General features: G+C 70.2%; 27 protein-coding genes. 7 read left to right on the top strand and 20 right to left on the bottom strand.

Annotated features, from left to right (window positions below; translation table 11 throughout):
• Positions 1–58 precede the first annotated feature (58 nt).
• Positions 59–1,429 (bottom strand): ActS/PrrB/RegB family redox-sensitive histidine kinase, encoded by a 1,371-nt coding sequence (locus tag ACEUEL_RS19200; RefSeq protein ID WP_405708832.1) that lies wholly within the window; start codon positions 1,427–1,429, stop codon positions 59–61.
• 223 nt (positions 1,430–1,652) lie between these two features.
• Between ACEUEL_RS19200 and ACEUEL_RS19205 the strand changes: the two genes are divergently transcribed.
• Positions 1,653–3,074 (top strand): polyhydroxyalkanoate depolymerase, encoded by a 1,422-nt coding sequence (locus ACEUEL_RS19205; protein WP_405708835.1) that lies wholly within the window; start codon positions 1,653–1,655, stop codon positions 3,072–3,074.
• A gap of 83 nt (positions 3,075–3,157) precedes the next feature.
• Here ACEUEL_RS19205 and ACEUEL_RS19210 read toward each other — a convergent pair whose 3' ends face one another.
• The 3 genes from ACEUEL_RS19210 to ACEUEL_RS19220 form a co-directional block, all read right to left on the bottom strand.
• Positions 3,158–3,697, bottom strand: a complete 540-nt coding sequence (locus tag ACEUEL_RS19210; protein ID WP_405708837.1) for a hypothetical protein — start codon at positions 3,695–3,697, stop codon at positions 3,158–3,160.
• Positions 3,698–3,990: 293 nt separating this feature from the next.
• Positions 3,991–4,941, bottom strand: coding sequence for an AraC family transcriptional regulator (locus tag ACEUEL_RS19215; RefSeq protein ID WP_405708840.1), 951 nt, complete (start codon positions 4,939–4,941; stop codon positions 3,991–3,993).
• A gap of 125 nt (positions 4,942–5,066) precedes the next feature.
• Positions 5,067–5,963 (bottom strand): LysR family transcriptional regulator, encoded by an 897-nt coding sequence (locus ACEUEL_RS19220; protein WP_405708843.1) that lies wholly within the window; start codon positions 5,961–5,963, stop codon positions 5,067–5,069.
• A gap of 134 nt (positions 5,964–6,097) precedes the next feature.
• Between ACEUEL_RS19220 and ACEUEL_RS19225 the strand changes: the two genes are divergently transcribed.
• The gene (locus tag ACEUEL_RS19225) at positions 6,098–6,862 is read left to right on the top strand and encodes an SDR family oxidoreductase (protein WP_405708846.1); all 765 of its coding nucleotides are present in this window, start codon (positions 6,098–6,100) and stop codon (positions 6,860–6,862) included.
• Here the strand turns inward: ACEUEL_RS19225 and ACEUEL_RS19230 are convergent.
• The 11 genes from ACEUEL_RS19230 to ACEUEL_RS19280 form a co-directional block, all read right to left on the bottom strand.
• Positions 6,849–7,187 carry a nitrile hydratase accessory protein gene (locus ACEUEL_RS19230; protein ID WP_405708849.1) on the bottom strand — a complete coding sequence of 113 codons (339 nt, stop codon included), beginning with the start codon at positions 7,185–7,187 and terminating at the stop codon, positions 6,849–6,851. The genes ACEUEL_RS19225 and ACEUEL_RS19230 overlap by 14 nt on opposite strands.
• Positions 7,188–7,189: 2 nt before the next feature.
• Entirely contained in the window at positions 7,190–7,552 is a 363-nt protein-coding gene (locus ACEUEL_RS19235) for an SH3-like domain-containing protein (protein ID WP_405708851.1), read from the bottom strand.
• The gene (locus ACEUEL_RS19240) at positions 7,552–7,866 is read right to left on the bottom strand and encodes a hypothetical protein (protein WP_405708854.1); all 315 of its coding nucleotides are present in this window, start codon (positions 7,864–7,866) and stop codon (positions 7,552–7,554) included. The genes ACEUEL_RS19235 and ACEUEL_RS19240 overlap by 1 nt, the downstream gene beginning before the upstream one ends.
• A complete protein-coding gene (gene nthA, locus ACEUEL_RS19245; protein ID WP_405708857.1) occupies positions 7,863–8,528 on the bottom strand; it encodes a nitrile hydratase subunit alpha in 666 nt (221 codons plus the stop codon). The genes ACEUEL_RS19240 and nthA overlap by 4 nt, the downstream gene beginning before the upstream one ends.
• A gap of 125 nt (positions 8,529–8,653) precedes the next feature.
• A complete protein-coding gene (gene phoB, locus ACEUEL_RS19250) occupies positions 8,654–9,355 on the bottom strand; it encodes a phosphate regulon transcriptional regulator PhoB (protein WP_405708859.1) in 702 nt (233 codons plus the stop codon).
• Positions 9,356–9,368: 13 nt separating this feature from the next.
• Entirely contained in the window at positions 9,369–10,082 is a 714-nt protein-coding gene (phoU, locus tag ACEUEL_RS19255) for a phosphate signaling complex protein PhoU (RefSeq protein WP_405708862.1), read from the bottom strand.
• A gap of 19 nt (positions 10,083–10,101) precedes the next feature.
• Positions 10,102–10,923 carry a phosphate ABC transporter ATP-binding protein PstB gene (gene pstB, locus ACEUEL_RS19260; protein WP_405708865.1) on the bottom strand — a complete coding sequence of 274 codons (822 nt, stop codon included), beginning with the start codon at positions 10,921–10,923 and terminating at the stop codon, positions 10,102–10,104.
• A gap of 7 nt (positions 10,924–10,930) precedes the next feature.
• The gene (pstA, locus tag ACEUEL_RS19265; protein ID WP_405708868.1) at positions 10,931–11,764 is read right to left on the bottom strand and encodes a phosphate ABC transporter permease PstA; all 834 of its coding nucleotides are present in this window, start codon (positions 11,762–11,764) and stop codon (positions 10,931–10,933) included.
• Between the two features lie 13 nt (positions 11,765–11,777).
• Entirely contained in the window at positions 11,778–12,752 is a 975-nt protein-coding gene (pstC, locus tag ACEUEL_RS19270; protein WP_405708871.1) for a phosphate ABC transporter permease subunit PstC, read from the bottom strand.
• A 164-nt stretch (positions 12,753–12,916) separates the two neighbouring features.
• A complete protein-coding gene (pstS, locus tag ACEUEL_RS19275) occupies positions 12,917–13,960 on the bottom strand; it encodes a phosphate ABC transporter substrate-binding protein PstS (RefSeq protein WP_405708873.1) in 1,044 nt (347 codons plus the stop codon).
• Between the two features lie 149 nt (positions 13,961–14,109).
• The gene (locus tag ACEUEL_RS19280) at positions 14,110–15,432 is read right to left on the bottom strand and encodes an ATP-binding protein (protein WP_405708876.1); all 1,323 of its coding nucleotides are present in this window, start codon (positions 15,430–15,432) and stop codon (positions 14,110–14,112) included.
• 118 nt (positions 15,433–15,550) lie between these two features.
• Between ACEUEL_RS19280 and ppk2 the strand changes: the two genes are divergently transcribed.
• Together ppk2 and ACEUEL_RS19290 are read left to right on the top strand one after the other, a co-directional pair.
• The gene (gene ppk2 / locus ACEUEL_RS19285) at positions 15,551–16,555 is read left to right on the top strand and encodes a polyphosphate kinase 2 (protein ID WP_405708879.1); all 1,005 of its coding nucleotides are present in this window, start codon (positions 15,551–15,553) and stop codon (positions 16,553–16,555) included.
• Positions 16,552–17,196 carry a hypothetical protein gene (locus ACEUEL_RS19290; RefSeq protein ID WP_405708881.1) on the top strand — a complete coding sequence of 215 codons (645 nt, stop codon included), beginning with the start codon at positions 16,552–16,554 and terminating at the stop codon, positions 17,194–17,196. The genes ppk2 and ACEUEL_RS19290 overlap by 4 nt, the downstream gene beginning before the upstream one ends.
• A gap of 62 nt (positions 17,197–17,258) precedes the next feature.
• Here the strand turns inward: ACEUEL_RS19290 and ACEUEL_RS19295 are convergent, their stop codons facing one another.
• Both ACEUEL_RS19295 and ACEUEL_RS19300 read right to left on the bottom strand, forming a co-directional pair.
• On the bottom strand, positions 17,259–18,350 hold the full coding sequence (locus tag ACEUEL_RS19295; protein WP_405708883.1) for a putative bifunctional lysylphosphatidylglycerol flippase/synthetase: 1,092 nt from the start codon (positions 18,348–18,350) through the stop codon (positions 17,259–17,261).
• 241 nt (positions 18,351–18,591) lie between these two features.
• Positions 18,592–20,481 carry a potassium transporter Kup gene (locus tag ACEUEL_RS19300; protein WP_405708886.1) on the bottom strand — a complete coding sequence of 630 codons (1,890 nt, stop codon included), beginning with the start codon at positions 20,479–20,481 and terminating at the stop codon, positions 18,592–18,594.
• 410 nt (positions 20,482–20,891) lie between these two features.
• Between ACEUEL_RS19300 and ACEUEL_RS19305 the strand changes: the two genes are divergently transcribed.
• A complete protein-coding gene (locus ACEUEL_RS19305; protein WP_405708889.1) occupies positions 20,892–21,536 on the top strand; it encodes a TetR/AcrR family transcriptional regulator in 645 nt (214 codons plus the stop codon).
• Positions 21,537–21,551: 15 nt separating this feature from the next.
• Here ACEUEL_RS19305 and ACEUEL_RS19310 read toward each other — a convergent pair whose 3' ends face one another.
• The 3 genes from ACEUEL_RS19310 to ACEUEL_RS19320 are packed head-to-tail and all read right to left on the bottom strand — an operon-like array spanning position 21,552 to position 24,290.
• The gene (locus tag ACEUEL_RS19310; RefSeq protein WP_405708892.1) at positions 21,552–22,421 is read right to left on the bottom strand and encodes a Rossmann-fold NAD(P)-binding domain-containing protein; all 870 of its coding nucleotides are present in this window, start codon (positions 22,419–22,421) and stop codon (positions 21,552–21,554) included.
• 10 nt (positions 22,422–22,431) lie between these two features.
• The gene (queG, locus tag ACEUEL_RS19315) at positions 22,432–23,604 is read right to left on the bottom strand and encodes a tRNA epoxyqueuosine(34) reductase QueG (RefSeq protein WP_405709533.1); all 1,173 of its coding nucleotides are present in this window, start codon (positions 23,602–23,604) and stop codon (positions 22,432–22,434) included.
• Complete coding sequence (locus ACEUEL_RS19320) at positions 23,601–24,290, bottom strand: glutathione S-transferase family protein (protein WP_405708895.1); 690 nt, start codon at positions 24,288–24,290, stop codon at positions 23,601–23,603. The genes queG and ACEUEL_RS19320 overlap by 4 nt, the downstream gene beginning before the upstream one ends.
• A gap of 221 nt (positions 24,291–24,511) precedes the next feature.
• Between ACEUEL_RS19320 and ACEUEL_RS19325 the strand changes: the two genes are divergently transcribed.
• Complete coding sequence (locus ACEUEL_RS19325) at positions 24,512–24,898, top strand: VOC family protein (RefSeq protein WP_405708897.1); 387 nt, start codon at positions 24,512–24,514, stop codon at positions 24,896–24,898.
• Between the two features lie 206 nt (positions 24,899–25,104).
• On the top strand, positions 25,105–26,022 hold the full coding sequence (locus ACEUEL_RS19330) for a sugar phosphate isomerase/epimerase family protein (RefSeq protein WP_405708900.1): 918 nt from the start codon (positions 25,105–25,107) through the stop codon (positions 26,020–26,022).
• Positions 26,023–26,083 lie beyond the last annotated feature (61 nt).

Below are 26,083 nucleotides of genomic sequence, written 5' to 3' on the forward strand. Positions count from 1 at the left end.
CGTGCCTAACCTACACGGTGCGGCAAATTGCGCAAAGCCGGCCGGCGTCGGCCGGGGGTCAGGCGGCGCGTCCCGGCGCGGCATCCTCGCGCTCGCCGGAGATGTCGAGCAGGTGGCGCGGCCAGCGCACGCGGATGCGGGCGCCATGGTCGGGCGCGGCGCGGTTGGCGAAGGTGAGTTCGGCGCCGGAGCGCTCCAGCAGCGTCTTGGCGATGAAGAAGCCGAGGCCGAGGCCGCTGCCGTCGCCCTCGCCCTCGCCGCCCTCCCCCTCGCCCTCGTCGCGGCGCCAGCGCCGGCGGCCGCGGCTGGTCACATAGGGCTCGCCGAGATGATCGAGCAGTTCCGGCGTGAAGCCGGCGCCGTCGTCGGTGACGGTGATGGTGACCTCGCGCGGCGACCACTCGGCGACGATCTCGACCCGCGCATTGGCGAAGTCGACGGCGTTCTCGACGATGTTGCCGAGCCCGTAGAGCAGCCCCGGATTGCGCGCGGCGACCGGCTCCTCGCCCGCCTCGGCCGGCAGGGCGACATTGATGGTGATGCCGAAATTGCGGTGGGGGGCGACCACGTCCTCGATCAGATGCGAGATCGGCATGCGGTCGAAGGGGGCATCGCCCGAGCCGAGCGAGGTGAGCGTGCGCAGGATGGCGCGGCAGCGCTCCACCTGCTCGCCTAGCAGGCGGATGTCGTCGGCCATCAGCCCCTCCGGCGGGGTGGCGCGGGCGAGTTCCTTCACCACCAGCGCGATGGTGGCGAGCGGGGTGCCGAGCTCGTGCGCGGCGGCGGCGGCGAGGCCGTCCAGCGCGGAGAGGTGCTGCTCGCGGGCCAGCACCAGCTCGGTGGCGGCGAGCGCGTCGGAAAGTTCGCGCGTCTCCTCCGCCACCCGCCACGCATGCACGCCGATGAAGGCGATGGCCAGCACCAGCGACAGCCAGATGCCGAGCAGGTAGAGCGGAGGCAGCACCGGCCCCTCCCCCGCCGCCCAGGGCAGCGGCATCTGCCAGAGCCCGACGGTGGCGGCGCAGCCGGCGGCGAGCGCGCCCAGCAGCACGGTCGAGCGCGGGGACAGCGCGGTCGCCGAGATCAGCACCGGGGCGAGGAACAGCAGCGCGAAGGGGTTGGCGAGACCGCCGGTGAGGAACAGCAGCGCGGCGAGCTGGAGGATGTCATAGGCCAGCAGCCAGGCCGCCTCGCCGTCGCCGAGCCGGCGCGCGCCGGGATTGCGCACGCGCAGCGCCATGTTGAGCCAGGCCGAAAGCGCCACCACGGCGAGGCAGGCGCCGAGGGGGAGCGAATAGCCCAGCACCCATTCGACCACCACCAGCGCCAGCGTCTGGCCCGACACGGCCAGCCAGCGCAGGCGAATCAGCGTCTCCAGCCGCAGGCCGAAATTGCGTTCCCCGGTAGGGCGGTCGAGCGAAAGCGTCATGCGGATGTCCGGCTGGTCTGCGCGCCGCCCCTCGGGTGACCGCAAAGCCACTCTATACGCCGAACCATCCGTCTTTAGTTCGAGATCAGGTCGGACGCGTTGACGCGGGCACCGAAGTGCCTCTTCATGTTGCACAGCAGAAGCGCAATCGCAGCATTTTTGGGCAGCGCAACCCAGCACAGGTGACCGCGTTAGTTAACGAAACAAGACTCGGGAGTTCCGCATGGCCATCGGTGTATTCGGCGACGCTCCGGATTCGGGCGATATCCCCTCCCAGGCGGTCGAGGCCGTCTCGGCGCTCTCGCGCCCCCTCTACTGGATGTTCGAGATGGGGCAGGCGGCGCTGAACCCCTACCGGGCGCTGGCCGATGTCGGCAAGCTCTACTACCGCAACCCGGTCAACCCGCTGACCCACACCGAATTCGGCAAGTCCGTCGCCGCCGCCTGCGAGGTGTTCGAGCGGGCGACCCGGCGCTACGGCAAGCCGGAATGGGGCATCTCCTCGACGCTGGTCGGGGCGACGCGCGTGCCGGTGCACATCGAGACGGTGTGGGAGCGCCCGTTCTGCCGGCTGCTGCACTTCGCCCGCAGCTTCGAGCATGCCCCGCGCCGGCCGCAGCCCAAGCTGCTGATCGTGGCGCCGATGTCCGGCCATTACGCGACGCTGCTGCGCGGCACGGTCGAGACCATGCTCCCGAACCACGACGTCTATGTGACGGACTGGGCGGACGCCAAGCTGGTGCCGATCGCCGAGGGGCGGTTCGATCTCGACGACTATATCGACTACGTCATCAGCATCTTCCATTTCCTCGGCGGCGGCGCCCATGTCATGGCGGTGTGCCAGCCGGCGGTGCCGGTGCTGGCGGCGGTCGCGCGCATGGAGGCGGAGGACGATCCGCACGTGCCCGCCTCGATGACGCTGATGGGCGGGCCGATCGACACGCGCGAGAGCCCGACGGCGGTGAACGACGTCGCCCATGGGCGCGGGCTCGACTGGTTCCGCCGCAACGTCATCACCACCGTGCCGTTCCCGCATCCGGGGTGCATGCGGCAGGTCTATCCCGGCTTCCTGCAGCTGCACGGCTTCGTCAGCATGAATCTGGAGCGCCATGTGCAGGCGCATCACGACATGTTCCGCCATCTGGTGAAGGGCGACGGCGATTCGGCGGAGAAGCACCGCGCCTTCTACGACGAGTATCTGGCGGTGATGGACCTCTCCGCCGAGTTCTACCTGCAGACCATCGAGACGGTGTTCATCGAGCACGCGTTGCCGCTGGGGCGGATGACGCACCGGGGCAAGCCCGTCGACCTCGCCGCCATCCGCCGCGTCGCGCTGCTCACCGTCGAGGGGGAGAACGACGATATCTCCGGCGTCGGCCAGACCGAGGCGGCGCAGCGGCTCTGCGTGAACCTGCCGGAGGACAAGAAGGCGCATTACCTCCAGCTCGGCGTCGGCCATTACGGCGTGTTCAACGGCTCGCGCTTCCGCTCCGAGATCGCCCCGCGCATCGCCGACTTCATCCTGTCGCACAATTGGGACCGCAAGGCGCGCGGGCCGGCCCCCGCGGCAGCCACCGCCGCCTCCCGCCCCGAGCCGGACGCCAAGCCGGCGCTGAAGCTGGTGAAGCCGGGCGCGACGGGCTGACGCCGCACCCGGCCCACCGCGGCGGGCGCGCCGGAGGGGCTGGACCCCGGCCGCCCTTCCGCCGGTTCCGCAGCGTTCCCCCGTCAGGGCTCGATGAGCGGGCTGGGCAGCAGGTTGGCCAGCCGGTCGGCGAAGGGGCGCACCGCCTCGGCATCCGCCTCCCCGGCCCGGCGCAACCGGTCGAGCCGCACGCGTTCCTCGCGGACAAACTCCTCGATCGAATCGCGCTGGGCCGCGGTGAGGCGCGGGCTGTGGGCGAGCCGGTTCCTCAATTCGGCGAAGAGGGCGTCGATCGCGCTCTCCGGCACGGTAGCGAGGTAGCCGCAGACGGTGGCATCGAACGCCGCCCGCCAGCTCGCCTGGGTGAACCCCGCCCGGACGATGAGCCCGCGCTCCTCCGCATCGCGGGCGAACCAGTCGTCCGCCAGCGTCTCGTCATAGGCGAGCGGCCCGAAATGCGGGCGCAGCTTCTCCATCACCTCCACCACGCGGCCGACCTCGCGCACGGTGAGCGCGGCGGCCGGGCCGGCCGGGACGACAAGGAGGAGAAGCAGAACGGCGAAGCGGCACCATCCCGCGGCTCCCCGATCGACCGGACGAGGGCCTGTCACATAACGGATCATCAGAACTCCTGCTCCCGGGGCGCCCCGCGCGGGGGCGCCTCTCCGACACCATCGGCTCCCTCGCGGCGAATGCCGGAGGGGTCGCCTCGCGCGCCGCGCCGAACGCCGAAGGGCGCGGGCCTGGCGCGGCGGAACGGGGCGACGGGCAGGGTTGCGGCGCCGGACACCCGCCGCCGCGGGGATAGGAATGCCCGCCGCCCCTTGCGGCGTTCACGCCGCGGCATGTTGCTACGCCGGCTCGGTATCGGCGTCTCGGCGCGGAGCGAACGGATCGGGCATGGCGCGAACTCGGCTCAGACCGGCCGGCGGCGCAGCGCCTCGCCGCGCACCTCGGAGGGGGTGCGGCCATAGCGGCGGCGGAAGGCGCGGTTGAAGCTCGACAGGTCGCCGAAGCCGGCATCGAAGGCGATGGCGGCGATGGAGGGGCCGCCACCCGCGCGCGCCAGGGCACGAAAGGCGCAGTCGAGCCGCGCTTCCCGCAGGAAATCCGAGAAGGTGGTGCCCTCCGCCCCGAACAGGCGCTGGATGTAGCGCGGCGTCACCCGCTGGCGGCGCGCCACCGCGGCAATGTCGAGCTCGGGGTCGCGCAGCCGGGACAGGATATCCTGCTTGACCAGCGCGAGACGGCTCGCACCCACGCCGCGACGGATCGAGATGGCGTCCGGGCATTCGCCGAGCACCAGCGCGGCGAGCTGGTAGAGATGGTCCGAGGCGGCGCGGGCCGACGCCTCGTCGGCCGGCGGGTTGCCACACACCAGATTCGCATAGCCGGCGAACAGCGCGACGTTCGGCGCGCTTCGGGGAATCACCCGCAGCGGCCGCGCGGCGATGCGCGGCACCATCGCGTCGAGGCGGGCCCGATCGAGATTGACGCAGAGGAGATCCGTCGCCGGCAGGCGGCAGCGCATGGCGACGCCCTGGTCGATCAGCATCAGGTCGCCGGCACCGACCTCGACCGGCTCGCCACCGTCCACCGCGACCTGATGGGCGGCGGCATGGATCATCAGCTGGTAGTCGGCGCGCCCGTCGCCGAGCAGGTCGCGGCCGCGATCGCCGCTCACGCCGGTGTAGCGGGCGGCGCCCACCATCACGTTGCCGGGCAGCGGCAGCACGGCGAGATCGGCCCGGAAGCGCGCGGAATCATCCGGCACGAAACGCATCCCGGCCGCGTGCTTGCCGACGAAATCATGGAGAAAGGCAAGCCGCTCACGCGGCGGCACGTCCTCCGTCGACAGTCGTTTCATCACATACCCCCCGGTATCGACGGCCCGATGCCGCCGGGCGGGGAGTGTGCCGACGCGCCTGAACCCCGGATGAATGCGGGGTGACGGGGCGGGAGGCCCGCCGGACAGCGCCCGCCCGGGTCGCCCTATCCGTCCCAGTAAGGCGGCTCGCCGAAGGCCTCGCGCAGGCAATCGGCGAAGGCGCGCAGCTTGGCGGAGGGGCGGCGCCCCTCGGGATGCGCGACATAGACGTGCTCGGGCTCGGGCGCGACGCCGACATCGATCACCCGCAGATCGCCCGCGCGGATCGCCGAGCCGGCTATGAACATCGGCAGCAGCACGATGCCGAGACCGGCGATGGCGGCATCTCGCATCAGATCGCCATTGTTCAGGCGAAGCGCCGCCCGGCCGCGCACCAGAACCGTGCGGCCCGGCCCGCCGAGCCGCCAGTCGGCGACGCCGCGATTGGTGTAGAAGATGCCGGCATGCGTCTCCAACTCAGCGACGCTGCGCGGCACGCCGTGGCGGGACAGATAGTCCGGGGCGGCCACCAGCACGCGCCGGCTGGAGGCGAGGCGCCAGGCGACCAGCCGGCTGTCCTCGATCGGCCCGTGCCGGACCACCGCGTCATACCCTTCGGACATCACGTCGACCCGGCGGTCGTCGAGTTCGAGCGTCAGCTCGATGAGCGGGTGGCGGGCCAGGAACGGATAAAGCGCGGGGCCCAGATGCAGGCGCCCGAACGTCACCGGCGCCGAAATGCGCAGCGGTCCCGCCAGTTCGCCGCGGCGCTCCGCGAGTTCCGCCGCCGCCTCGTCGAGATCGCGCAGGATGCGGGCGGCTCTCTCCTGGAAGGTGGCGCCATCCTCGGTGAGCGCCAGCTTGCGGGTGGAGCGGTGCACCAGCACGCAGCCGAGGCTGCGCTCCAGCTCGGCGAGACGCTCGCTGACGACGGACTTCGACAGACGCAGCCGGCGCGCCGCCTCGCTGATCGATCCCGCCTCGGCCACGGTGACGAAGGCCTTGATGCCGTCGAGCTTCATCGTTCGGTTTTTCCGGAAACCTGTTCCCCTATTCGAGGTCTATCGCGAACTGAACCGCAGCGCCATTCTCTGCCCCGACATGACGGGCGCTGACCCGCGAAACTCTCGCGCGGCCGCCCATTGAGGACAGCAACATGGACCGTCTGAAGGGAAAGACCGCGATCATCACCGGCGCCAGCTCAGGGATAGGCCGGGCTGCCGCCAAGCTGTTCGCGGGGGAAGGCGCCCGGCTCGTCGTCGGCGCGCGGCGCAAGGATGAGCTCGACGCGCTGGTCGCCGAGATCGCCGCCGCGGGCGGCACCGCCGCGGCGCTCGCCGGCGACGTGCGCTCGGAGGAGTATGCGGCCGCGCTGGTGGCGCTGGCGGTGGAGCGCTACGGCCGGCTCGACATCGCCTACAACAATGCCGGCACGCTCGGCGAGGGCGGCGACAGCACCGGCGTCTCGGCGGCGGGCTGGAACGACACGCTGGCGATCAACCTCACCGGCGCCTTCTTCGGCGCCAAGCACCAGATCGCGCAGATGCTGACGAACGGCGGCGGCTCGGTGGTGTTCACCTCCACCTTCGTCGGCTACACGGTCGGCTTTCCCGGCACCGCCGCCTACGCCGCCTCGAAATCCGGCCTGATCGGGCTGACGCAGGTGCTCGCCGCCGAATACGGGCCGCGCGGCGTGCGGGTGAACGCGGTGCTGCCCGGCGCGGTCGATACCGCCATGTTCCGCGAGCGCAGCCCCGATCTCGCCGAGCAGGCCTACCTCGCCGGCCTGCACGCGCTGAAGCGGGTCGGCCAGCCGGAAGAGATCGCCCGAGCCGCGCTCTACCTCGCCTCGGACGAGGCCTCCTTCGTCTCCGGCACCGCGCAGCTGGTGGATGGCGGCCTGTCGATCACCCGGACGTGAGGGGCGCCGCCACCGCGATGGGGGTGGTGCGGGCGACGTGGTGATGATCGGAGTTGCGATAGCGCACCACGGCGCGCGCCTGCGCCAGCAGCGCCGCCTCGTCGACCAATCCATGGTCGGCGAGCAGGGTGGCCGCCGCCTCGAACCAGCTCTGGTAATAAGGCTCGTCCGCGTGGGCATGGATCCGGGTGCTGAGCCGCGCGGCGAAGTCGGCCCACTCGAACAGGCCGCGCTCGTGCAGCATGACCACGATGGCGAAGATCTGCGCTTCCCAGGGGGCCGCGAACGCCTCGGGACGGTCGAGGTCGGGCAGAGGCGCGCGCACGCTCATGGTTCGCCGGCCGCATCCGGCAGGAGGTAGCTGTCCCACAGGTCGATCAGCAGGCTGTCGACCGGCGAGGCATCCTCGCCCCAGAGTTCGCGCATGGTGAAGCGCACGCTGTAGCAATATTCGCGCGTAGTCTCGTCGCCCAGCGCGCGTAGGTCTGGCAATGCGTAGAGTCCGTGCACGCGGTCGATCACGCCCCGCCGCCCGCGGCAGTAGCGCGGCAGGCGGGTGTGGGTGAGCGGGTTGATCTTGCGTGTCAGCACGCGCTGGCCCGGGAGGAAGAGCGGGCGGCGCGCGGCATCCTCCACCCGCGTGGTCGCCCCGATCCTGAGCAGGTCGAGTATCTCGCCCGGGCCGAGCATCAGGCGCCTCCCCCGAGCCGCGCGACGCACGAGCGATACTCGGCCTCGTCGATGATGCCCTTCTGGAGCAGCACGCGGGACACGGCGAACCACCATTGCTCGTAATAGGGTCGCGTCAGGTACTTGACCGGCTCCAGCCGCTCGCGCGACTGGCGAAACTCGTCGTCCGAATACATGGCGCCGATGGTCACCATGAACAGCGCGCACATGCGCCGTTCCCACTCGGTCTTGAAGACCGGCTCGCGCCCGTCATAGCCCTCCGGGACGACGCGGCCGAAGCCGTCGAAGCCGCCGCAATCATGCATCGAGTTCATCGTGCGCCCTCCGGCGGGAGCGCCTCGGTGACGCCGATCATGCTGTCGCGGGTGACGAGCGCGGCCAGCGTCGCCTCGTCCATCCCCTCCGTCCCCGCCGGCCGGCGCGGCAGGACGAGGTAGCGGATCTCGGAATTGCTGTCCCAGACGCGGATCTCGGTGCTGTCCGGCAGGCGTGTGCCGAACTCCTCGAGCACGGAGCGCGGATCGCGGACGACGCGGGTCCGGTACGGCATGCTCTTGTACCAGACCGGCGGCAGGCCGAGCACCGGCCACGGATAGCAGGAGCACAGCGTGCAAACGACGATGTTGTGGACCGTCTCCGTGTTCTCGACCACCACCATGTTCTCGCCCTGGGCGCCGGAATAGCCGAGCTCGGCGATAGCCGGATTGGGGTCGGCGAGCAGTCGGCGCCGATAGTCCGGGTCGCTCCACGCGCGCGCGATAACGCGGGCGCCATTGCGCGGGCCGATCTGGTTCTCATAGAGGTCGACCACGGCATCGAGCGCGGCCGGATCGACAAGGCCCTTCGCCGACAGCAGTTCTTCCAGCGCCTTGACCCGGGCGCTGATCTCGATGTCCGCCATCGCGTTCAGCAGGGTGTCGGCGGAATCCTGATGGTCGTGATGATGGTGGTGGTCGTCGTCGTGATGGCCTGCCATGGCTGCCCGTCGTCGCTGCGCTGCCCAGCATCATTATGCGAGAGCTTATCGCAGCCGTCGACGTCGCGATGCGCGAAACCGCCAGAAATCGCGCACGCCATTTTGTTGGGCAGAAACGCCTCGCCTCAATGCGTGCGGGCGAACATTTCGTTGAAGGAATAGCCCGAGCCCCGCACGGTGCGGATCGGGTCGGGCTGGCGGGCGCGGTTGAGCGCCTTGCGCAGGCGCCCGACATGCACGTCCACCGTGCGCTCGTCGATGTAGACGTCCTGGCCCCAGACGCCGTCGAGCAGTTGCTCGCGCGAGAAGACGCGGCCGGGCGACTGCATCAGGAACTCCAGCAGGCGAAACTCGGTCGGGCCGAGATGCAGCTCGCGGCCGGCGCGGTGCACGCGCTTGGTCTCGCGGTCGAGCTCGATGTCGCCGGCGCGCAGGAGGGTGGCGATGTGGTCGGGCTTGGCCCGGCGCAGCAGCGCCCGCACCCGGGCGACCAGCTCGGGCACCGAGAACGGCTTCACCACATAGTCGTCGGCGCCGGTGGCGAGGCCGCGCACGCGCTCGGATTCCTCGCCCCGCGCGGTGAGCATCAGCACCGGCATGCGCTCGGTCTCGGGGCGCGCGCGCAGGCGCCGGCACAATTCGATGCCGGAGAGGCCGGGGAGCATCCAGTCGAGGATGACGAGATCGGGCACGCTCTCGCGCAGCCGGGTCTCGGCCTCGTCGCCGCGCCCGACGCTCTCCACCGCGTAGCCTTCGGATTCGAGGTTGTAGCGCAGCAGCAGGCTGAGCGGCTCCTCGTCCTCGACGATCAGGATATTGGTCGGCATGGGATGCCCTGCCTTACGCCGGGAACGCCACCGAGGTGATGCTGGTCGTGTCCTGCTTGGGGCGCTCGTCGGCGAGCACCTGGCCGGTCACGAGGTAATGCACCGTCTCGGCGACATTGGTGGCGTGGTCGCCGATCCGCTCGATATTCTTGGCGCAGAACAGCAGATGCGTGCACAGCGAGATGTTGCGCGGGTCTTCCATCATGTAGGTGAGCAGTTCGCGGAACAGCGAGGTGTAGAGGATGTCGACCTCGCCGTCGCGCCGCCAGACCGCGATCGCCGCGTCGCGGTCGCGGGTGGCATAGGCGTCCAGCACCTCTTTCAGCTGCTCCAGCACGATGCCGGACATATGCTCGACGCCGCGCACCAGCTTCTGCGGGTGGAACTCGCCGGTCAGCGCCAGCACGCGCTTGGCGGTGTTCTTGGCGAGATCGCCGATGCGCTCGAGATCATTGGCGATGCGCATGGCCGCCACGATCTCGCGCAGGTCGCCGGCCAGCGGCTGGCGGCGGGCGATGGTGAGCACCGCCTTTTCCTCGATCTCGCGCTGGAGCAGGTCGACCGGGCCGTCGAGGACGATGACCTTCTGGGCGAGATCGGCGTCGCGCTTCACCAGCGCCTGCACCGAATCGGCGACGAGCCGCTCGGCCTGGCCGCCCATCTCGACCACCTTGCGGCTGAGGTCCTTCAGGTCGGTGTCGAAGGAGGAGACGATGTGCTCCGTCATGGCGTGATCCTCTGCCGGCTCAGCCGAAGCGGCCGGTGATGTAGTCGCGGGTGCGCACTTCGCGCGGATTGGTGAAGATGTCCGAGGAGACGCCCACCTCGATCAGCTCGCCCAGATAGAAGAAGGCGGTGAGGTCGGCGCAGCGGGCGGCCTGCTGCATGTTGTGGGTGACGATGACGATGGTGAAGTCCTGCTTCAGCTCGTCGATCAGGTCCTCGATCTTGGAGGTGGAGATCGGGTCGAGCGCCGAGGTCGGCTCGTCGAGCAGGATCACCTCCGGCTTCACCGCGATGGTGCGGGCGATGCACAGGCGCTGCTGCTGGCCGCCGGACATGCCGAGCGCCGAGGTGTGCAGGCGGTCCTTGGTCTCCTCCCAGATCGCCGCCTTGCGCAGGCACCACTCCACGCGCTCGTCCATCTGCGCCTTGGAGAGGCTCTCGTGCAGCTTCACGCCGAAGGCGATGTTGTCGTAGATCGACATCGGGAACGGCGTCGGCTTCTGGAACACCATGCCGATGCGCGAGCGCACCACGGTGGAATCGAGCCCCTTGCCGAGCAGGTCGACGCCGTCGAACAGGATCTTCCCTTCCGCGCGCTGGCCCGGATAGAGCTGGTACATCCGGTTGAAGATGCGCAGCAGCGTGGACTTGCCGCAGCCCGACGGCCCGATCATCGCGGTGACGCGCTTTTCGGGGATGTCGAAGTTGATGTTCTTCAGCGCGTGGTTGTCGCCGTAGTAGAAGTTCAGCTTCTCGACCTTGAGCTTGGGGGCGCCGGGCGTGCCGGTGGCGCGGTTCACCGCGGTGGCGATGTCGATGGCGGTGTCGGGTGCGAAGTTCATGGCCGTCTCACTTCATCTTCGCCAGGACGAGGCGGGAGAGGATGTTGAGGGTCAGCACCCCAACGGTGATCAGCAGGGCGCCGGCCCAGGCCAGCGCCACCCAGTCCTCGAAAGGGCTGGCCGCGTATTGATAGATGGCGATCGGCAGCGAGGCCATCGGCTTGGACATGTCGAGCGACCAGCCATTGTTGCCGAGCGAGGTGAACAGCAGCGGCGCGGTCTCGCCGGCGGCGCGCGCCACCGCCAGCAGCACGCCGGTGACGATGCCGGCGCGGGCGGCGCGCCAGGTGACCAGCGTGACCACCTTCCACTGCGGCGCGCCGAGCGCGAAGGCCGCCTCGCGCAGGCCGATCGGCACCAGGTTCAGCATGTCCTCGGTGGTGCGCACCACCACGGGGATGACGAGGATGGCGAGCGCGATGGCCCCGGCCCAGCCGGAGAAGCCGCCGAGCGGCACCACCAGCAGGGTGTAGACGAACAGGCCGATCAGGATCGAGGGCGCCGAGAGCAGCACGTCGTTCACGAAGCGTGCGCAGGCGCCGAGCTTGGTCAGCTTGCCGTTCTCGGCGAGGAAGGTGCCGCACATCAGGCCGATCGGGGTGCCGATGATCAGCGCGACGGCGATCTGGATCAGCGAGCCGACGATGGCGTTGAGCAGGCCGCCATTCTGGCCGGGAGGGGCGGTGATGTTGGTGAACACCTGCGGGCCGAGCGCGGGCAGGCCGCGCTCGATCAGCGTCCACAGGATCCAGGCGAGCAGCAGCAGCGACAGGCCGGCGAAAGCGGTGGAGATCGCCTTCACGGCATAGTCGGTGGCGCGGCGGCGGGCGAGCGAAGCCATGGGTGCGCCTCTCTCAGTTCTTCAGCTTGGAGCGGACGAGATAGCGCGAGAGCGCCAGCACGATGAACGAGATCACGAACAGCACGAAGCCGAGTTGCAGCAGCGCGTGCAGCTTGAGCGAGCCTATCGAGGCCTCGGGGAACTCGTTGGCGATGGTGGAGGCGATGGTGGCGCCCGGCGCGAACAGCGAGGCCGACATGCGCGTCGCGTTGCCGATCACGAAGGTCACCGCCATGGTCTCGCCCAGCGCGCGGCCGAGGCCCAGCATCACCGCGCCGACCATGGCGGTGCGGCCATAGGGCACCGAGACGTTGCGGTAGACCTCATAGGTGGTGGCGCCGACGCCATAGGCGGATTCCTTGATCATCGGCGGCACCGATTCCAGCACCTCGACGAACATCGCGGTGATGAAGGGCAGGATCATGATGGCGAGGATAATGCCGGCGGTCAGCATGCCGGCGCCGAGCGGGGGGCCCTGGAACAGCGCGCCGATGACCGGGATCGGGCCGAGCCAGTCGATCAGCGGGGGCTGCACATAGGTGGCGATGAGCGGCACGACGATGAAGAAGCCCCACATGCCGTAGATGATGGAGGGCACGGCGGCGAGCAGCTGGATGGCGACGCCGATCGGGCGGCGCAGCTTTTCGGGGGCGATCTCGGTGAGGAAGAAGGCGATGCCGAAGGACAGCGGCAGCGCGACGATGACCGCGATCACGGCGCTGAACAGCGTGCCGTAGATCATCACGCCGGCGCCGAAGCGCTCGGTGACCGGGTTCCACGTCGTCGACCACAGGAAGCCGACGCCGAATTCGCGCATCGCCGGCAGGCCGCCCTCGAACAGCATGGCGATGATCAGGCCGAGCAGAACCAGCACGAAGATGCCGCTCGCCCACAGCAGGCCGACGAAGATCGGGTCGCTGACGCGGCCGGTCGGCTTGTGCGCGGCGAGAGCCGGGCCGGCGGCGGCGCCGTCGAGTGTGGCGGTCATGAGACTGTCCCTGGGCGCAGGCCGTGGCGCGCCGCTTCACATGCACAATGTTTGCGCCCGCGACCGTGCGGGCGCCGGGGTTCCGTCAGCCGGGCAGGCGTGCGCCCGACGCGAGAGCAGCCGGCCGGGCGCCACGGGGCGTCCGGCCGGGAGAGCGGAAGAACTCAGTTCGTCCAGACCGGCTTGCCGTCGGCCTTCACCTCGGAAGCCCAGGCCTTCTTGATCTCGGCGACGACCGCGTCCGGCAGCGCGATGTAGTGCAGCTTCTCGGCGATCGCGTCGCCTTCCGCACCGTAGGCCCAATCGAAGAACTTGATGACCTCGGCCGACTGCGCCGCATTGGTCGGGTTCTTCGGCAGCAGGATGAAGGTCGCCGAGGTGATCGGCCAGGAGGTGTCGCCGGCGGTGTTGATCATCGAGGCGGCGAAGTTCTTGGCACCGGCCCAGTCGGCATTGGCGGCGGCGGCGACGAAGGCCTCGGTCGAGGGCTTCACGACCTTGCCGGCCTTGTTGACGAGGTTGGCGGTGGCGAGCTTGTTCGCCGCGGCATAGACGAACTCGACATAGCCGATGGCGCCCTTGGTGTTCTTCACGGTGCCGGCAATGCCTTCATTGCCCTTGGCGCCCGCGCCGGCCGGCCACTGCACGGAGGTGGCGGCGCCGATGTTCGACTTCCAGTCGGCCGAGACGTCGGCGAGGTAGGAGGTGAACACGAAGGAGGTGCCCGAGCTATCCGAACGGTAGACCGGCACGATGGCGATCGCGGGGAGCGTCACGCCCGGGTTCAGCGCGGCGATCTTCGGATCGTTCCACTTGGTGATCTTGCCCTGATAGATGTCGGCGAGCACCGGGCCGTCGAGCGTGAGCTGGCCGTCGGCGACGCCTTCGAGATTGACGATGCTCACCACCGAGCCGATCACGGTCGGGAACTGCAGCAGGTTGGCGCTGGTCAGCTTGTCATTGGCCATCGGCGCGTCGGAGGCGCCGAAATCGACGGTGCGGTTGGTGATCTGGTTCTGGCCGCCGCCCGAGCCGATCGACTGGTAGTTGAGGCCGGTGCCGGTCTTGGCCTTATAGGCAGCCGCCCAGGCCTGGTAGACGGGCGCGGGGAACGAGGCGCCCGCGCCGTTGATGTCGGCGGCATGGGCGCCGCTGGACAGCGCGCCGAGGGCCACCGCAGCGGCGGCGAGGATGGTGGTGAATTTCACGGGGTCTTCTCCTTAGCTCGTGAGTCCGGTTGCGTTCCGGGCTTAGCCGGAGGCGACGGAAGGCCTCGCGCTTGGTCAGCCTTGCACCGGGACTCGTATCGGCCCGACGCCACCGTTCTATGACGCCGGGGTGACACTTGAATGACAGGTCAAGCCACTGATTTAATTTCTTTTTTTTCCTTGGAGCCGGCGAGTGCCGCCAGCCGCACCACGAATGTCGCGCCCTCGCCCGGCGTGCTGTCCACCGACAGCCGGCCGCGGTGGCGCGCGACGATGTGCTTGACGATGGCGAGGCCGAGGCCGGTGCCGCCCTGCTCGCGCGAATGGGCGGTGTCCACCCGGTAGAACCGCTCGGTGAGGCGCGGCAGGTGCTCGGGCGCGATGCCGGGGCCGAAATCGCGCACGCTGGCGACCGCGACGTCGCCCTGCCCCTCGCCCGTCTCGCGGGCCAGGGTGATCGCCACCCGTCCGCCGACGCCGCCATATTTCAGCGCGTTCTCGACGAGGTTCTCGAAGACGCGGATCAGCTCGTCGCGATCGCCGCGCACCAGCACCGGTTCCGTCGGCGGCTCGAAGGTGACGGCGACGCCGCGCTCCAGCGCCAGCGGGCCGAGCGTGTCGCGCACATGGCCGATGATGACGCCGAGATCCACCTCGCCCTCGGGGCGCTGGTGGGCGTTGAGCTCGATGCGCGACAGCGACAGAAGGTCGTCGATCAAGCGCGACATGCGCCGCGCCTGCTCGCCCATGATCTTCAGGAAGCGCTCGCGGGCGGGGGCGTCGTTCTTCGCGGGGCCCTGCAGCGTCTCGATGAAGCCGGACAGCGAGGCGAGCGGGGTGCGCAGCTCGTGGCTGGCATTGGCGATGAAGTCGACCCGCATCTGCTCGACGCGGCGCTGCTGGCTGAGATCGCGGAAGGTGAGCAGCGTCGCGGCCGGTTCCGCCTCGCCGGGCGCGAAGCGGATCGGCACGATATTGGCCTCCAGCCAGCGCTCCACCGGCACGCGCTCGGTGAACTCGATGCGGCGGGCCGCGCCGTCCGCCCCCGCCGCGCGCAGGGCTTCCAGCACCTCGGGCACGCGGACGGCGAAGGAGACGGGATCGCCGACGCGGACATTGCCGACGGTGCGGGCGGCGCGCTCGTTGACGACCAGCACGGAACCGCGGCGGTCGAGCAGGAGAGCGGGCTCGGGCAGCGCGCCGATCAGGGCCCCGAGCCGCGCCTCGACCGGCACCGGCGCGGTGAGCTTCGCCGCCGGCCCGATGCCGCCCGGCACCGCGGCGCGACGGCGCGACGGCACGAGGGCGCCGAGCAGCACGACCACGGCGAGCAGGACAGCGGCCCAGACGCCGAGGGCGTCCGTCATCACGAGAAGCGCGAGCCCTGCCGCGCCGGCGACCAGCATCCAGCGCGCGGCCGCGAGGCGTCGCAGCAGCCCGTCGTCCTGCGATGCCGACTCGCGCTCGTCCATGGCGCTTCCCCGCGTGTCTTCCTGATATCGTGCCCGACGATTGCGGGCCAGCCCCGCGCTTCCGTCGCGACCGGTCGGCTGATAGCCTGTCTATATGCGCAGCATGGGAGGCTTCCATATGACGAAGAAGCCAGGCAAGAAAAACCCCGCGACGACCGATCCCGGCGAGGCCGGGCCGCCTTCCGGAAAGATCCGCCGTTCCCGCGCCGGTGGCACGGCGGGGAAGGAGACGGCGCGCAAGGCCGAGGCGCGGGCCGACGAGGCGCTCGCCCGGGCGCTGGCCGATTTCTCGTTCGAGGCGGAGCAGCTCGACCCGGTGATCGACGCCCGCGCCTATGGCAGCGGCGGCTATCCCTATGCTGAGCGCCCCAAGCGCAAGCGCTACGCCAAGGAGCTGCTGCTGCTCCAGATCGAGCTGCTGAAGCTGCAGAGCTGGGTGAAGGCGAACGGCGAGCGGATCGCCATCGTGTTCGAGGGACGCGACGCCGCCGGCAAGGGCGGAACGATCGCGCGCATCATCCAGCACCTCAACCCGCGCTCGGTGCGGATCGTGGCGCTGGCGAAGCCCAACGAGACCGAGGCGGGCGAATGGTATTTCCAGCGCTATGCCCGCCACCTGCCGACCAGGGGCGAGATCGCGATCTTCGACCGCTCCTGGTACAACCGCGCCGTCGTCGAACCGGTCATGGGGTTCTGCACGCCGCAGCAGACCGCCCATTTCCTCGAGCAGGCGCCGACCTTCGAACGGATGCTGGCCGATGACGGCGTGCGGCTGTTCAAGTTCTGGCTCGACATCGGCCGCGAGATGCAGCTCAAGCGCCTGTTCGCCCGCCAGAAAGACCCGCTGAAGCGCTGGAAGCTCTCGCCCATCGATTTCGCCGCGCCGGCGCGCTGGGACGCCATCTCCCGCGCCCGCGACGCCATGATCGACGCGACCGACACGCCCGAGGCGCCGTGGACCGTGGTGCTGGCCAATGACAAGATGCGCACGCGGCTCGGCACCATCCGCCACCTGCTCGCCCACCTGCCCTATGAGGGACGCGACGACCGGGTGATCGGCGTGCCGGATCCCGCCATCATACTGGACGGGCGGGCCGCGCTCACCCGCGAGGGAGCGACATGACGCGAACCGACCAACCTGCCGTCGCGTCCTATTCCCGTGCGCTGATCGCCTCCGGCCTCGCCTGCGTGAGCCTCGCCGGAGCCGGCGCGGCCGGAGCCGACACGCTGCCTTTGCCGAAGATCGACTTCGCGCTCGCGGGCCGGACCCTCGGCGACAACGCCACGGTGAAGATGGCCCATCGCGAGGGCCGCATCCGGCTCGAGATCGACGTCGCCGGCATGCCGGGCGGCATGACCGCCTTCATCAACCCGCAGCGGCGCCGGATGATCATGCTGTCCGACGTTCCGGGCATGCAGAACATGGCGGTAGAGGTCGAGCTGCCGGAGCAGTACGCCTTCGCCGGGATGCCCATCAGCGGCACGCGGCTCGGCACCGATACGGTCGCCGGCGAGGCCTGCGAGGTGTGGCGTGCCGCCGAGAAGTCGGAAGCCGGGCCGGTCGATGCCTGCATCACCGCCGACGGCATCGTGCTGCGCACCCAGGCCACCGTGCGCGGCAAGCCGCAGGTGGTGTTCGAGGCGACGGAGATCAGCCGGGCCCCGCAGGATCCCAAGCGCTTCGAGCTGCCACCGGGCGTGAAGGTGACGCGGATGCCGAAGGGCATGCAGAGCCTGCTGCCGGGCCTCGGCCTCGGGCGCTGAAGGTGTCGCCGTCCGGCGCGCGATGATTGGCCGACCGCGCCGCCCGTGATCCGGGAAGCGTCCTAGCGAGCGCTGCCGGAGGCCCGCCGCGCCGGTGCCGGCTCGGTGCCGGCCTCGCAGGGAGCGGGCGCCACCTCGCCGCCGATTTCGGCCAGCCGCGTCTCGGCGGCGGCCACCGCCGCCTTGCGGCGCCGGCTCATCAGCACTTCGCGCGCGCCCATGATGGTGAGCGCCAGCGCGAAGGGCACGATGTAGTACAGCAGCCGCAGCAGCAGCAGCGCGCCGAGCAGCGGCTCCTTCTCGAACTCCGGCAGGGCGAGCAGCATCGCCGCATCGAACACGCCGAGCCCGCCGGGCGAATGGCTGGCGAAGCCGAGCAGGGTCGCCGAGATGAAGACGACGCCGAGCGCGATCGGGTCGATATAGGGTTCCGCCGGCATCAGCACATACATGGCGGCGGCGCAGAAGCTGAGATCGACGATGCCGATGCCGATCTGGAGCAGGGTCAGCTTCCAGCCCGGCAGCGTCACCGCCCACTGGCCGTGGCCGATGCCGATGCGCCGCGGCCGCAGCGCCACCCACACCACATAGGCGGTCAGGCCCAGCAGCAGGGCGATGCCGATCAGCCGGTTCACCTCGACCGGCAGGCGATCGACCTTCGAGGCCGCCCAGGGCTCGATGGTGACGCCGAGGCCGAGGATGGCGATGTTGCCCAGCCAGAAGGTCAGCCCGGTGATGAAGCAGAGCTTCGCCACATCCACCGCCCCGAGCCCGTGCGCGGAATAGATGCGGTAGCGCACCGTGCCACCGGTGAAGGCGGAGAAGCCGATATTGTGGCCGATGGAATAGGAGGTGAAGGAGGCGAGCGCGGCGACGCGATACGGCACATGCGGCTTGCCGACGGTGCGCAGGGCGAACCAGTCGTAGAAGGTCAGCGTGAAATAGGCGCCGGCGACGAACAGCCCGGCGAGCGCCACCCGCTCCGGCGGGGTATCCGCCAGCGCGGCGAAGACCTCGCCCGGATTGATGTTCCGCAGCATGTTGTAGAGGACGACGATCGCCGTACCGATGATCGCGAGGCTCGCCACCACGCCGAGCGTGTGCCAGCCGATGCGCTCGCGCAGAAAGCCGCCGATCCGCCTCAGGCTACCCATTCACCGCATCCACTTCCTGCGCCGCCGCCAGAACCGCGGCGCCGCTCCGTGCGCCGAAATGCCTGCCGCCCGCTTCTGCTGTAGAGCCCTTTGGCCCCGGATGGAACCACACGACGCCGAAGAAATCCTTGCCGTTGCGTCACCTGCGGCAATTGGCGTCCGGCGGGGGTGATGTCGCCCCGCCGGCCGGCAAACGCAAGCAAACCCGCGCGCACGATTTGGCGAGGCGCCGACGCCGGCGTCACAGCCGGACGGGATACCCGATCTCGATCGTGCGCGGGCGCGGCAGGCCGAAGCGGTCCACCGAGCGCTCGGCGTTGCGGGCGAGGAAGGCGAAGAGGTGGGCGAGCACGTCGCGGATGCTGCGCACCTCGTCGGGCGGCACCACGCGCTCGTGGCCGATGAGGTAGACCGCCTGGTCGGGGTCGACCCCTTGCGCGTGCAGGGCGGGGCCGAGCACGGCGGGCACGTCGATCTGCTGCATGTAGCCGAAGCGCAGGTCGACCCGCACATGGGTGGAATCGAGCGGGGTGATGCGGACCCGGTCGTCGAGCTGGACGCGCGGGCGCGAGGCGATCCACACCGAGACGATCACCACCTTGGCGAAACGCATGTTGGCGAGATCGGCGAGGCGGCTGAGCGCCACCGGCGTCACCGCGCCGGCGCGGGAGAGGAAGATGGCGGTGCGCGGGCTCTGGGCGCAGTTGACCGGCGCGCCGCGCTCGATGAAGTCGTCGAGCGGCTCGGTGAAGCGGCGCTGCTGGATACCGAGCGCCTCCATGCCGCGCCGCCAGCTGACCATCACCAGCAGCACGATGCTGGCGATCATCACCGGGAGCCAGCCGCCATCGTGCAGCTTGGTGAGATTGGCGAGCGCGAAGGAGACGTCGATGGTGGCGAGCCCGCCGGCCAGCCCGATCAGCGCCGGCAGCGGCCAGTTCCAGCTCCGGCGGATATAGGCGACCAGCAGGACCGTGGTCGACACCATCGCCATCGCCACCGCGATGCCGTAGGCCGAGGCCAGCCGGTCGGACGAGCCGAAGGAGACGACGACCGCGATGCAGGCCAGCATCAGCATCCAGTTGAGCCGGCCGACATAGATGTGCTGCTCGTTCTCCTCGCTGGTGTAGCGGATGCGCATCGGCGGCAGGTAGCCGAGCTCGATCGCCTGCTTGGCCAGCGAGAACACGCCGGTGATGATCGCCTGCGAGGCGATGATCGTGGCCATCGCCGCGAGGAACAGCAGCGGCAGGTCGAAAAAGTCCGGCGAGAGGTCGTAGAACGGGTTGCGCACCGCGGCGCGGTCGACCAGCACGGTGGCGCCCTGGCCGTAATAGTTCAGCAGGAGCGCGGGCATCGCCACCATCAGCCAGGCGCGGGTGATGACCGGCCGGCCGAAATGGCCGAGATCGGCATAGAGCGCCTCGCCGCCGGTGATGGCGAGGAAGGCCGCGCCGAGAATGGCGCCGGCGATGAGGGGATGGTCGGCCAAGAGGGCGATGCCGTGGCGGGGATCGACCGCCAGCAGCACCTGCGGCGCCTGGATGATGCCGTGCACGCCGATGGCGCCGAGCGAGGTGAACCACACCAGCATGATCGGCCCGTACAACGCGCCGATCTTCGCCGTGCCGGCCTGCTGCGACAGGAAGACGGCGATGATCACCACCACGGTGACCGCGACGATCCAGTGATCGAGCGCGGGGGCCACCACCTCCAGTCCCTCGATCGCCGAGAGCACCGAGATCGCCGGGGTCAGCACGCCGTCGCCGATCAGCATGGCGGCGCCGACGAGGCCGACAATGAGCAGGATGAGCCGCCCGCCGGCCGCGCTGCGGTGGAGGTCGAGCAGCGTGACCAGCGCGAGGATGCCGCCTTCGCCGTCATTGTCGGCGCGCAGCACCAGCATGACGTATTTGATGGTCACCGACAGGATGATGGCCCAGGTGATGATCGACAGCAGGCCCAGCACGTCGGCATGGGTGAAGCCCTCGGCCCCGCCGGTGGCGAGCAGGCCCTGCCGGAAGGCATAGAGCGGACTGGTGCCGATATCGCCGAACACGACGCCGAGCGCCGCGATCTCCGCCTTGAACGGAAAGGCACGGCCGCCGCCGTGTGAAATCAGCTTGGACATGAGAGTCTCGGGACGCCGCCCAAGGATGGGGCGCGCCCATCATGCGGCGCAAGACCGAAAAAGAGGTTATCCATGCGCTGCCTGCAGCCGCCGCCCATCCGGCCGCGGAGAGATACAGCCGCGCCTGCGCTTCGCCAAGAGGCGGCGTGCGCCGCCGCAACCCTGCCATGCGCACGAAGGCGCCGCCGCAGGTAGCGGGAGGCGGATGAGGGAGGAGAGTTGGGGGGCGGTTAACTCTCCTCCCTCGACCATCGACCGAAAGGCACGAAGGCTTGCGGGAACCTCCGAATTCCAGTCGAACGGTTGACAGGCAGATTAAGAGTTTCTCTACTCGGTTTCAATAGGTGACCGAACGGTTCGGTCACATTCATACCTCCGGACGCCGGTGTCAGGGAGGCGGGACCGCAACCATGAACACGCTCCATGCCGACGCCGCGCCGGCCAGCGCCGCCGGACAGGACACGGAAAAACGCCGGCAGATCCTGGCGGGGGCCCGCGACATCTTCCTCGCCCACGGCTTCGACGGCGCCAGCATGGGCGAGATCGCGCGCAGCGCGGGCGTGTCCAAGGGCACGCTCTACGTCTATTTCGGCTCCAAGCAGGAGCTTTTCGCGGCGCTGGTCGGCGAGGAGTGCAGCCAGACCGCCGAACTGACCTTCGAGATGGACGAGAACGGCACCGACCTGCGCTCCACGCTGATGCGCATGGGCGTGACCTATGTCCACGCGATGATCCGGCCGGAGCACATCGCCACGGTGCGCACCGTGATCGCGGTGGCGGAGAAGTTCCCGGAGGTCGGCCATGCCTTCCTGAAGGCGGGGCCGCGGGCGGGGGTGGCGCGCCTGTCCGCCTGGCTGCGGGGCAAAGAGTCACAGGGCCTGCTGCGCATCGGCGACACCGATCTCGCCGCCTGGCAGTTCCTGATGGGCTGCCACGCCTCGATCGCCATGCCGATGCTGTTCGCCAGCGAGCCGGCCCCGAGCGACGGGCGGATCGAGGAGGTGGTCACGCAGATGGTGGAGATGTTCCTGCGCGCCTATGCGCGGGAGCGCTGAGCGCGGCGTAGGTCGTCAGCTCCCTTCGCCGGCGGCGTGGAGCGCGTCGAGACCGGCGCGATAATCGGGATAGCGCAGTTCCACGCCGAGCCTCTCGCGCAGGACGCCGTTGCGGACGCGGCGGTTGTCGGCCCAGAAGCTGCGCGCCATCGCCGACATCAGCGGGCCCGCGGCATCGAAGTCGAGCGCGGGCGGCGGCTCGCGGCCGAGCAGCGCCGCGGCGTGGAGGATCGGCGCTTCGGCCGGCGCGGGCACGTCGTCGACGACGTTCACCCGCCCCTCGAAGCCGAGCACGATCGCGGCCCGGATGGCGGCGGCGATATCGTCGACATGGATGCGGTTGAACACCTGTCCCGGCTTGACGATGCGCCGGGCGCTGCCGTCGGCGACATCCCGCAGCGCGTTGCGGCCGGGACCGTAGATGCCGCCGAGCCGCAGCAGCGCCACCGGCCGACCGAGGCGGCGGCCGAGCGCCTGCCAGCCTGCCTCCGCCTCGATGCGCCGCCGCGCGCGGTCGAGATGGCCGGCGAGCGGGGCGCTCTCGTCGATCCAGGTGCCGCCGCTGTCGCCATAGACGCCGATGGTGGAGAGATAGACGATGGGGCCTCTGCGTCCGCCGGTGGCGATGTCGTCCGCGAGCGCGGCCAGCACCGGATCGCCCCCCTCCCCCGGCGCCGCAGAGATGAGGAGGACGTCGGCCTCCGCCACGGTGGCGCGCAGCGCGGCTGACGGCGCCCCGTCGAAGGCGAGGGTCTCGACGCCGGGCTCCGCCTCCGCCTCCGCCGGCCGGCGATGGGTGCCGACGACGCGGCTGAAATCGTCGCGATGGAGGGCCGCGAAGCGGCGCGCGCAATAGCCCAGACCGAGGGCGGCAAGCAGGGTCATGGCGGTTCCTTCAGTCTGACGGGGCGGGATCGAGCGCCCGCCGCCATTCGCCGCGCACGTCGTCGTCATTCTCGCCGGCAAGCCGGGCCTCGGCCTCCCGCGCGAGGGCGGCGGGGCCGAGCAGTCGCGACAACGCCCACACCGCCGCCCCGCGCACCAGCGGCGCGGCGTCGTCGAGGGCGCGGACCGCGGCGGGCGCGAGCGTCGCATCGTCCGAATTGCCGATGGCGATCATCACGTTGCGCCGGAAACGCGCCAGCCCCGTGCGCTTGATCGGGCTTTTCGCGAAGCGTGCGCGGAACGCGGCATCGTCGAGGAGGGCGAGTTCGTCGAGGCGCGGGGCGCGGTTGGCCTCGCGGGCGGCGAGGCGGGCTTCGCGGCCGAGGCTCGCGAACTTGTTCCACGGGCAGGCGGCGAGGCAGTCGTCGCAGCCATAGATTCGGTTGCCGACAGCCGCGCGCAGTTCGTGCGGGATCGGTCCCCTGTGCTCGATGGTGAGGTAGGAGATGCAGCGGCGGGCATCGAGCCGGTAGGGCGCGGGGAAGGCCGCGGTCGGGCAGGCATCGAGGCAGGCGCGGCAGGAGCCGCAATGGTCGCGCTCGGGCACGTCGGGCGGCAGGTCGAGCGTGGTGGCGATGGCGCCGAGCAGCAGCCAGGAGCCGCGCTCGCGCGAGACCAGGTTGGTGTGCTTGCCCTGCCAGCCGAGCCCGGCCGCCTGCGCCAGCGGCTTCTCCATCAGCGGCGCGGTGTCGACGAACACCTTCACCTCGACGTTTTCCGGACCGCCCGCGCGCGGCACGAAGCGCGAGCAGATGCGCTTCAGCTTGCCCTTGATGAGGTCGTGATAATCGTCGCCGCGGGCATAGACCGAGATGGCCCCGCAACTTCGGCGGGACAGCACCTCGCGCGGGTCCTCGTCCGGGCCGTAATTGAGGCCGAGCATGACGACGGCGCCGACCTCGCCCCACAGCGCGCGCGGCGCCCCCCGGCGTCCGGCGGTGTCCGCCATCCAGTCCATGTCGCCATGGGCGCCCTCCGCCAGCCAGGCGGCGAGGCGCGGGGCGGCATGGGGGATCGAATCGGGCGCGGCGACGCCGATCGCGTCGAAGCCCTCGGCGCGGGCGAGGTCGTCCAGCAGCCGGCGGGCCGCGGCAGGCGAAAGCGGGCGCGGCGGCGAGGTCAGAAGTCGAGATCGGCGTAGCACGCCGCCGGTGCCATCCCGGCCATGGTGATCGCCAGCAGCGGACGGAAGGACGGGCGCGACTTGATCCGCGCGTACCAGTTCCTCGCCATCTCGTCCTCGTCCCACGGCACATCGCCCAGATAGTCAACGCTGGAGATATGGGCCGCGGCGGCGAGATCGGCATAGGTGAGCCGGTCGCCGGCGATCCAGTTCCGCGCCTTCAGCAGCCACCCGATATAGTGGAGATGATAGCGGATGTTGTTGCGGGCGGCGCGGATCACCGTCATTTCCGGCGGACCGCCGCCCTGCTGGCGGGTCATGTAGCGCTTGTAGACCTTCTCGCGCACCAGCGGCTCGGAGACCTCGGCGAAGAACTTGTCGTTGAACCACGCCATCAGGCGGCGCACCTCGACGCGCTCGGCCAGCGTCTCGGGCAGCAGGCGCCGTTCGCCCAGCGCAAGGCCGCGGGTCTCGTCCAGATATTCGGCGATCACCCCGGCGCCGGGGATGGCGAGGCCGTGATCCTCCACCGCCACCGGCGTGGCGCCGGCCGGATCGAGCAGCAGGAATTCCTCCCGCCGCTCCCACGGCCGCTCCTCGACGAGTTCCGGCTCCATGCCGAACTCGCTGCAGGCGAGGCGCACGAAACGCGAATGGGGACAGAAGGGATGATGATGAAGACGCATCGCTCAGGGGGCTGCGGTGCCGCGCGATCGGGCCCGTCGCCTAACGGTCTAGAGAGGTTCGCCCGACATCGCAAGCCTTGGCCGCATCACGCTTCATGACCGCCCGCGGACGGCCCGAGGCGACGCTGCGTAAGGTCCGGGGGTGCGGAGGTAAGGGACTGTCATGGCCATGCCGTCACGTCCTGCCTATGATCCGCGCCCTGTCATCCGGGGGCCACAACATGAGCACGCACGGCACGTTCTTCTGGAACGAACTCAACACCCGCGACGTCGAGGGCGCCAAGGCGTTCTACGCCGCCACGCTCGGCTGGAGCTACGAGGCGATGCCGATGCCGGGCTTCACCTACACGGTGGTGAAGGCGGGCGACACGACCGTCGGCGGCATCTTCGACATCACCGGCGCCGAGTTCGAGGGCATCCCGAGCCACTGGTTCGCCTATATCGCCGTCGACGACGTCGATGCGCGCATCGCCAAGGTCGCGGGCGCCGGCGGCGCGGTGCTCAAGGCGCCGTTCGACGTGCCCGAGGTCGGCCGCATGGGCGTGGTCAAGGACCCGACCGGCGCCGTCGTCGGCTGGATCACGCCGGTGCCGATGCCGGCCGGCTGACCGCCGTCGCACGGCCATCACTGCTGCTGTGCCACTATCCTGTCCCGGGCGGCCGTGATTCGCCGCCCGGTCATCGGCCGGTCATTGCGTTCTGTCCCGGCCCTGCGGCGTCGACCGCTTTTCATTTGTCCCGATTTCACGGGCCGCGATTTCACCCGGCCACCATTCACCCGGCCCCGGCCACCTGCTTCCGAAGGAGCCCGCTCATGCACGCACGCATCGACCGCCCCACCCTCCCCGCCGCCGGCTACTCGCTCCGCGAAGGTTCGCCCGAGTTCGACGATCTCGGTGCGAGCCTCGACGAGGCCGAAGCGCTCGGCGTCGACGTGGTCGAACTGCCGCTCTATGCGTGGCACCTGATCGTCGACGGGCGGGTGCTGACGGAGCGGGTCGCCGACCTCGCACAGGCGCTGTCCGGCCGCGCCCTGCGCTACAGCGTCCACGGCCCGCTCGCGACCAACCTGATGGATACTCCCGATCGGCTGCCCCGCCACGAGGCGGTATTGGCGGCGAGCATCGAGATCACCGGGGCCATCGGCGCCCGGCACCTCGTCGTGCACAGCGGCATGGTGCGCGATCCGGCCGACGACATCGAGGTCGCCTATTCCCGCCAGCGCGACGCGCTCGCCCGGGCCGGCGACATCGCGGCGAGCGCAGGGGTTACGCTGTGCGTGGAAAACATCTTCCGCTTCGGCGACGCCCGCGAGACGGCGAGCCCGGCGCGGCTCGCCGGCGAACTCGACGCCATCGCCCATCCGGCGGTGAAGGCGACGCTCGACGTCAGCCACGCCTTCATCCGCTGCACCGACGCCCGGCTCGACCCGATCGCGGAGATCGCGGAGCTGGCCCGGCACGCGGCGCATCTCCATCTGCACGATTCCTTCGGCCGGCCGACCGAGCTCTGGACCTATGATCCGGCCGAGGCGGTGGCGTTCGGGGAAGGCGACCTGCACCTGCCGATCGGCTGGGGCGGGCTCGACTGGGAGGCGGTTATCGGCGCCGCCCGGCTGCCGCAGGCGGCCACCGCGATCCTCGAGCTCAATCCGCGCCACTGGCGCGAGCTCGGTGCCCAGATCCCGGTGCTGAAGGCGCTCGCCGCCCGTTTCGCGACGGTGGAGGCCTGAGGCGGCCGGCCGCTCCGAGCGCCGGAGCGGCCGTATCCGGTTCCGCCTGAATGCCGGGTGT

It is taken from the genome of Ancylobacter terrae (assembly GCF_045108345.1).
Lineage (GTDB): Bacteria > Pseudomonadota > Alphaproteobacteria > Rhizobiales > Xanthobacteraceae > Ancylobacter.

Excerpts from the sequence above, each read along its gene's own strand:
- ACEUEL_RS19200 (WP_405708832.1), bottom strand. The coding sequence starts at position 1,429 with ATGACGCTTTCGCTCGACCGCCCTACCGGGGAACGCAATTTCGGCCTG.
- ACEUEL_RS19205 (WP_405708835.1), top strand. The coding sequence starts at position 1,653 with ATGGCCATCGGTGTATTCGGCGACGCTCCGGATTCGGGCGATATCCCC.
- ACEUEL_RS19210 (WP_405708837.1), bottom strand. The coding sequence starts at position 3,697 with ATGATCCGTTATGTGACAGGCCCTCGTCCGGTCGATCGGGGAGCCGCG.
- ACEUEL_RS19215 (WP_405708840.1), bottom strand. The coding sequence starts at position 4,941 with ATGAAACGACTGTCGACGGAGGACGTGCCGCCGCGTGAGCGGCTTGCC.
- ACEUEL_RS19220 (WP_405708843.1), bottom strand. The coding sequence starts at position 5,963 with ATGAAGCTCGACGGCATCAAGGCCTTCGTCACCGTGGCCGAGGCGGGA.
- ACEUEL_RS19225 (WP_405708846.1), top strand. The coding sequence starts at position 6,098 with ATGGACCGTCTGAAGGGAAAGACCGCGATCATCACCGGCGCCAGCTCA.
- ACEUEL_RS19235 (WP_405708851.1), bottom strand. The coding sequence starts at position 7,552 with ATGCTCGGCCCGGGCGAGATACTCGACCTGCTCAGGATCGGGGCGACC.
- ACEUEL_RS19240 (WP_405708854.1), bottom strand. The coding sequence starts at position 7,866 with ATGAACTCGATGCATGATTGCGGCGGCTTCGACGGCTTCGGCCGCGTC.
- nthA (WP_405708857.1), bottom strand. The coding sequence starts at position 8,528 with ATGGCAGGCCATCACGACGACGACCACCACCATCATCACGACCATCAG.
- phoB (WP_405708859.1), bottom strand. The coding sequence starts at position 9,355 with ATGCCGACCAATATCCTGATCGTCGAGGACGAGGAGCCGCTCAGCCTG.
- phoU (WP_405708862.1), bottom strand. The coding sequence starts at position 10,082 with ATGACGGAGCACATCGTCTCCTCCTTCGACACCGACCTGAAGGACCTC.
- pstB (WP_405708865.1), bottom strand. The coding sequence starts at position 10,923 with ATGAACTTCGCACCCGACACCGCCATCGACATCGCCACCGCGGTGAAC.
- pstA (WP_405708868.1), bottom strand. The coding sequence starts at position 11,764 with ATGGCTTCGCTCGCCCGCCGCCGCGCCACCGACTATGCCGTGAAGGCG.
- pstC (WP_405708871.1), bottom strand. The coding sequence starts at position 12,752 with ATGACCGCCACACTCGACGGCGCCGCCGCCGGCCCGGCTCTCGCCGCG.
- ACEUEL_RS19280 (WP_405708876.1), bottom strand. The coding sequence starts at position 15,432 with ATGGACGAGCGCGAGTCGGCATCGCAGGACGACGGGCTGCTGCGACGC.
- ppk2 (WP_405708879.1), top strand. The coding sequence starts at position 15,551 with ATGACGAAGAAGCCAGGCAAGAAAAACCCCGCGACGACCGATCCCGGC.
- ACEUEL_RS19290 (WP_405708881.1), top strand. The coding sequence starts at position 16,552 with ATGACGCGAACCGACCAACCTGCCGTCGCGTCCTATTCCCGTGCGCTG.
- ACEUEL_RS19295 (WP_405708883.1), bottom strand. The coding sequence starts at position 18,350 with ATGGGTAGCCTGAGGCGGATCGGCGGCTTTCTGCGCGAGCGCATCGGC.
- ACEUEL_RS19300 (WP_405708886.1), bottom strand. The coding sequence starts at position 20,481 with ATGTCCAAGCTGATTTCACACGGCGGCGGCCGTGCCTTTCCGTTCAAG.
- ACEUEL_RS19305 (WP_405708889.1), top strand. The coding sequence starts at position 20,892 with ATGAACACGCTCCATGCCGACGCCGCGCCGGCCAGCGCCGCCGGACAG.
- ACEUEL_RS19310 (WP_405708892.1), bottom strand. The coding sequence starts at position 22,421 with ATGACCCTGCTTGCCGCCCTCGGTCTGGGCTATTGCGCGCGCCGCTTC.
- ACEUEL_RS19320 (WP_405708895.1), bottom strand. The coding sequence starts at position 24,290 with ATGCGTCTTCATCATCATCCCTTCTGTCCCCATTCGCGTTTCGTGCGC.
- ACEUEL_RS19325 (WP_405708897.1), top strand. The coding sequence starts at position 24,512 with ATGAGCACGCACGGCACGTTCTTCTGGAACGAACTCAACACCCGCGAC.
- ACEUEL_RS19330 (WP_405708900.1), top strand. The coding sequence starts at position 25,105 with ATGCACGCACGCATCGACCGCCCCACCCTCCCCGCCGCCGGCTACTCG.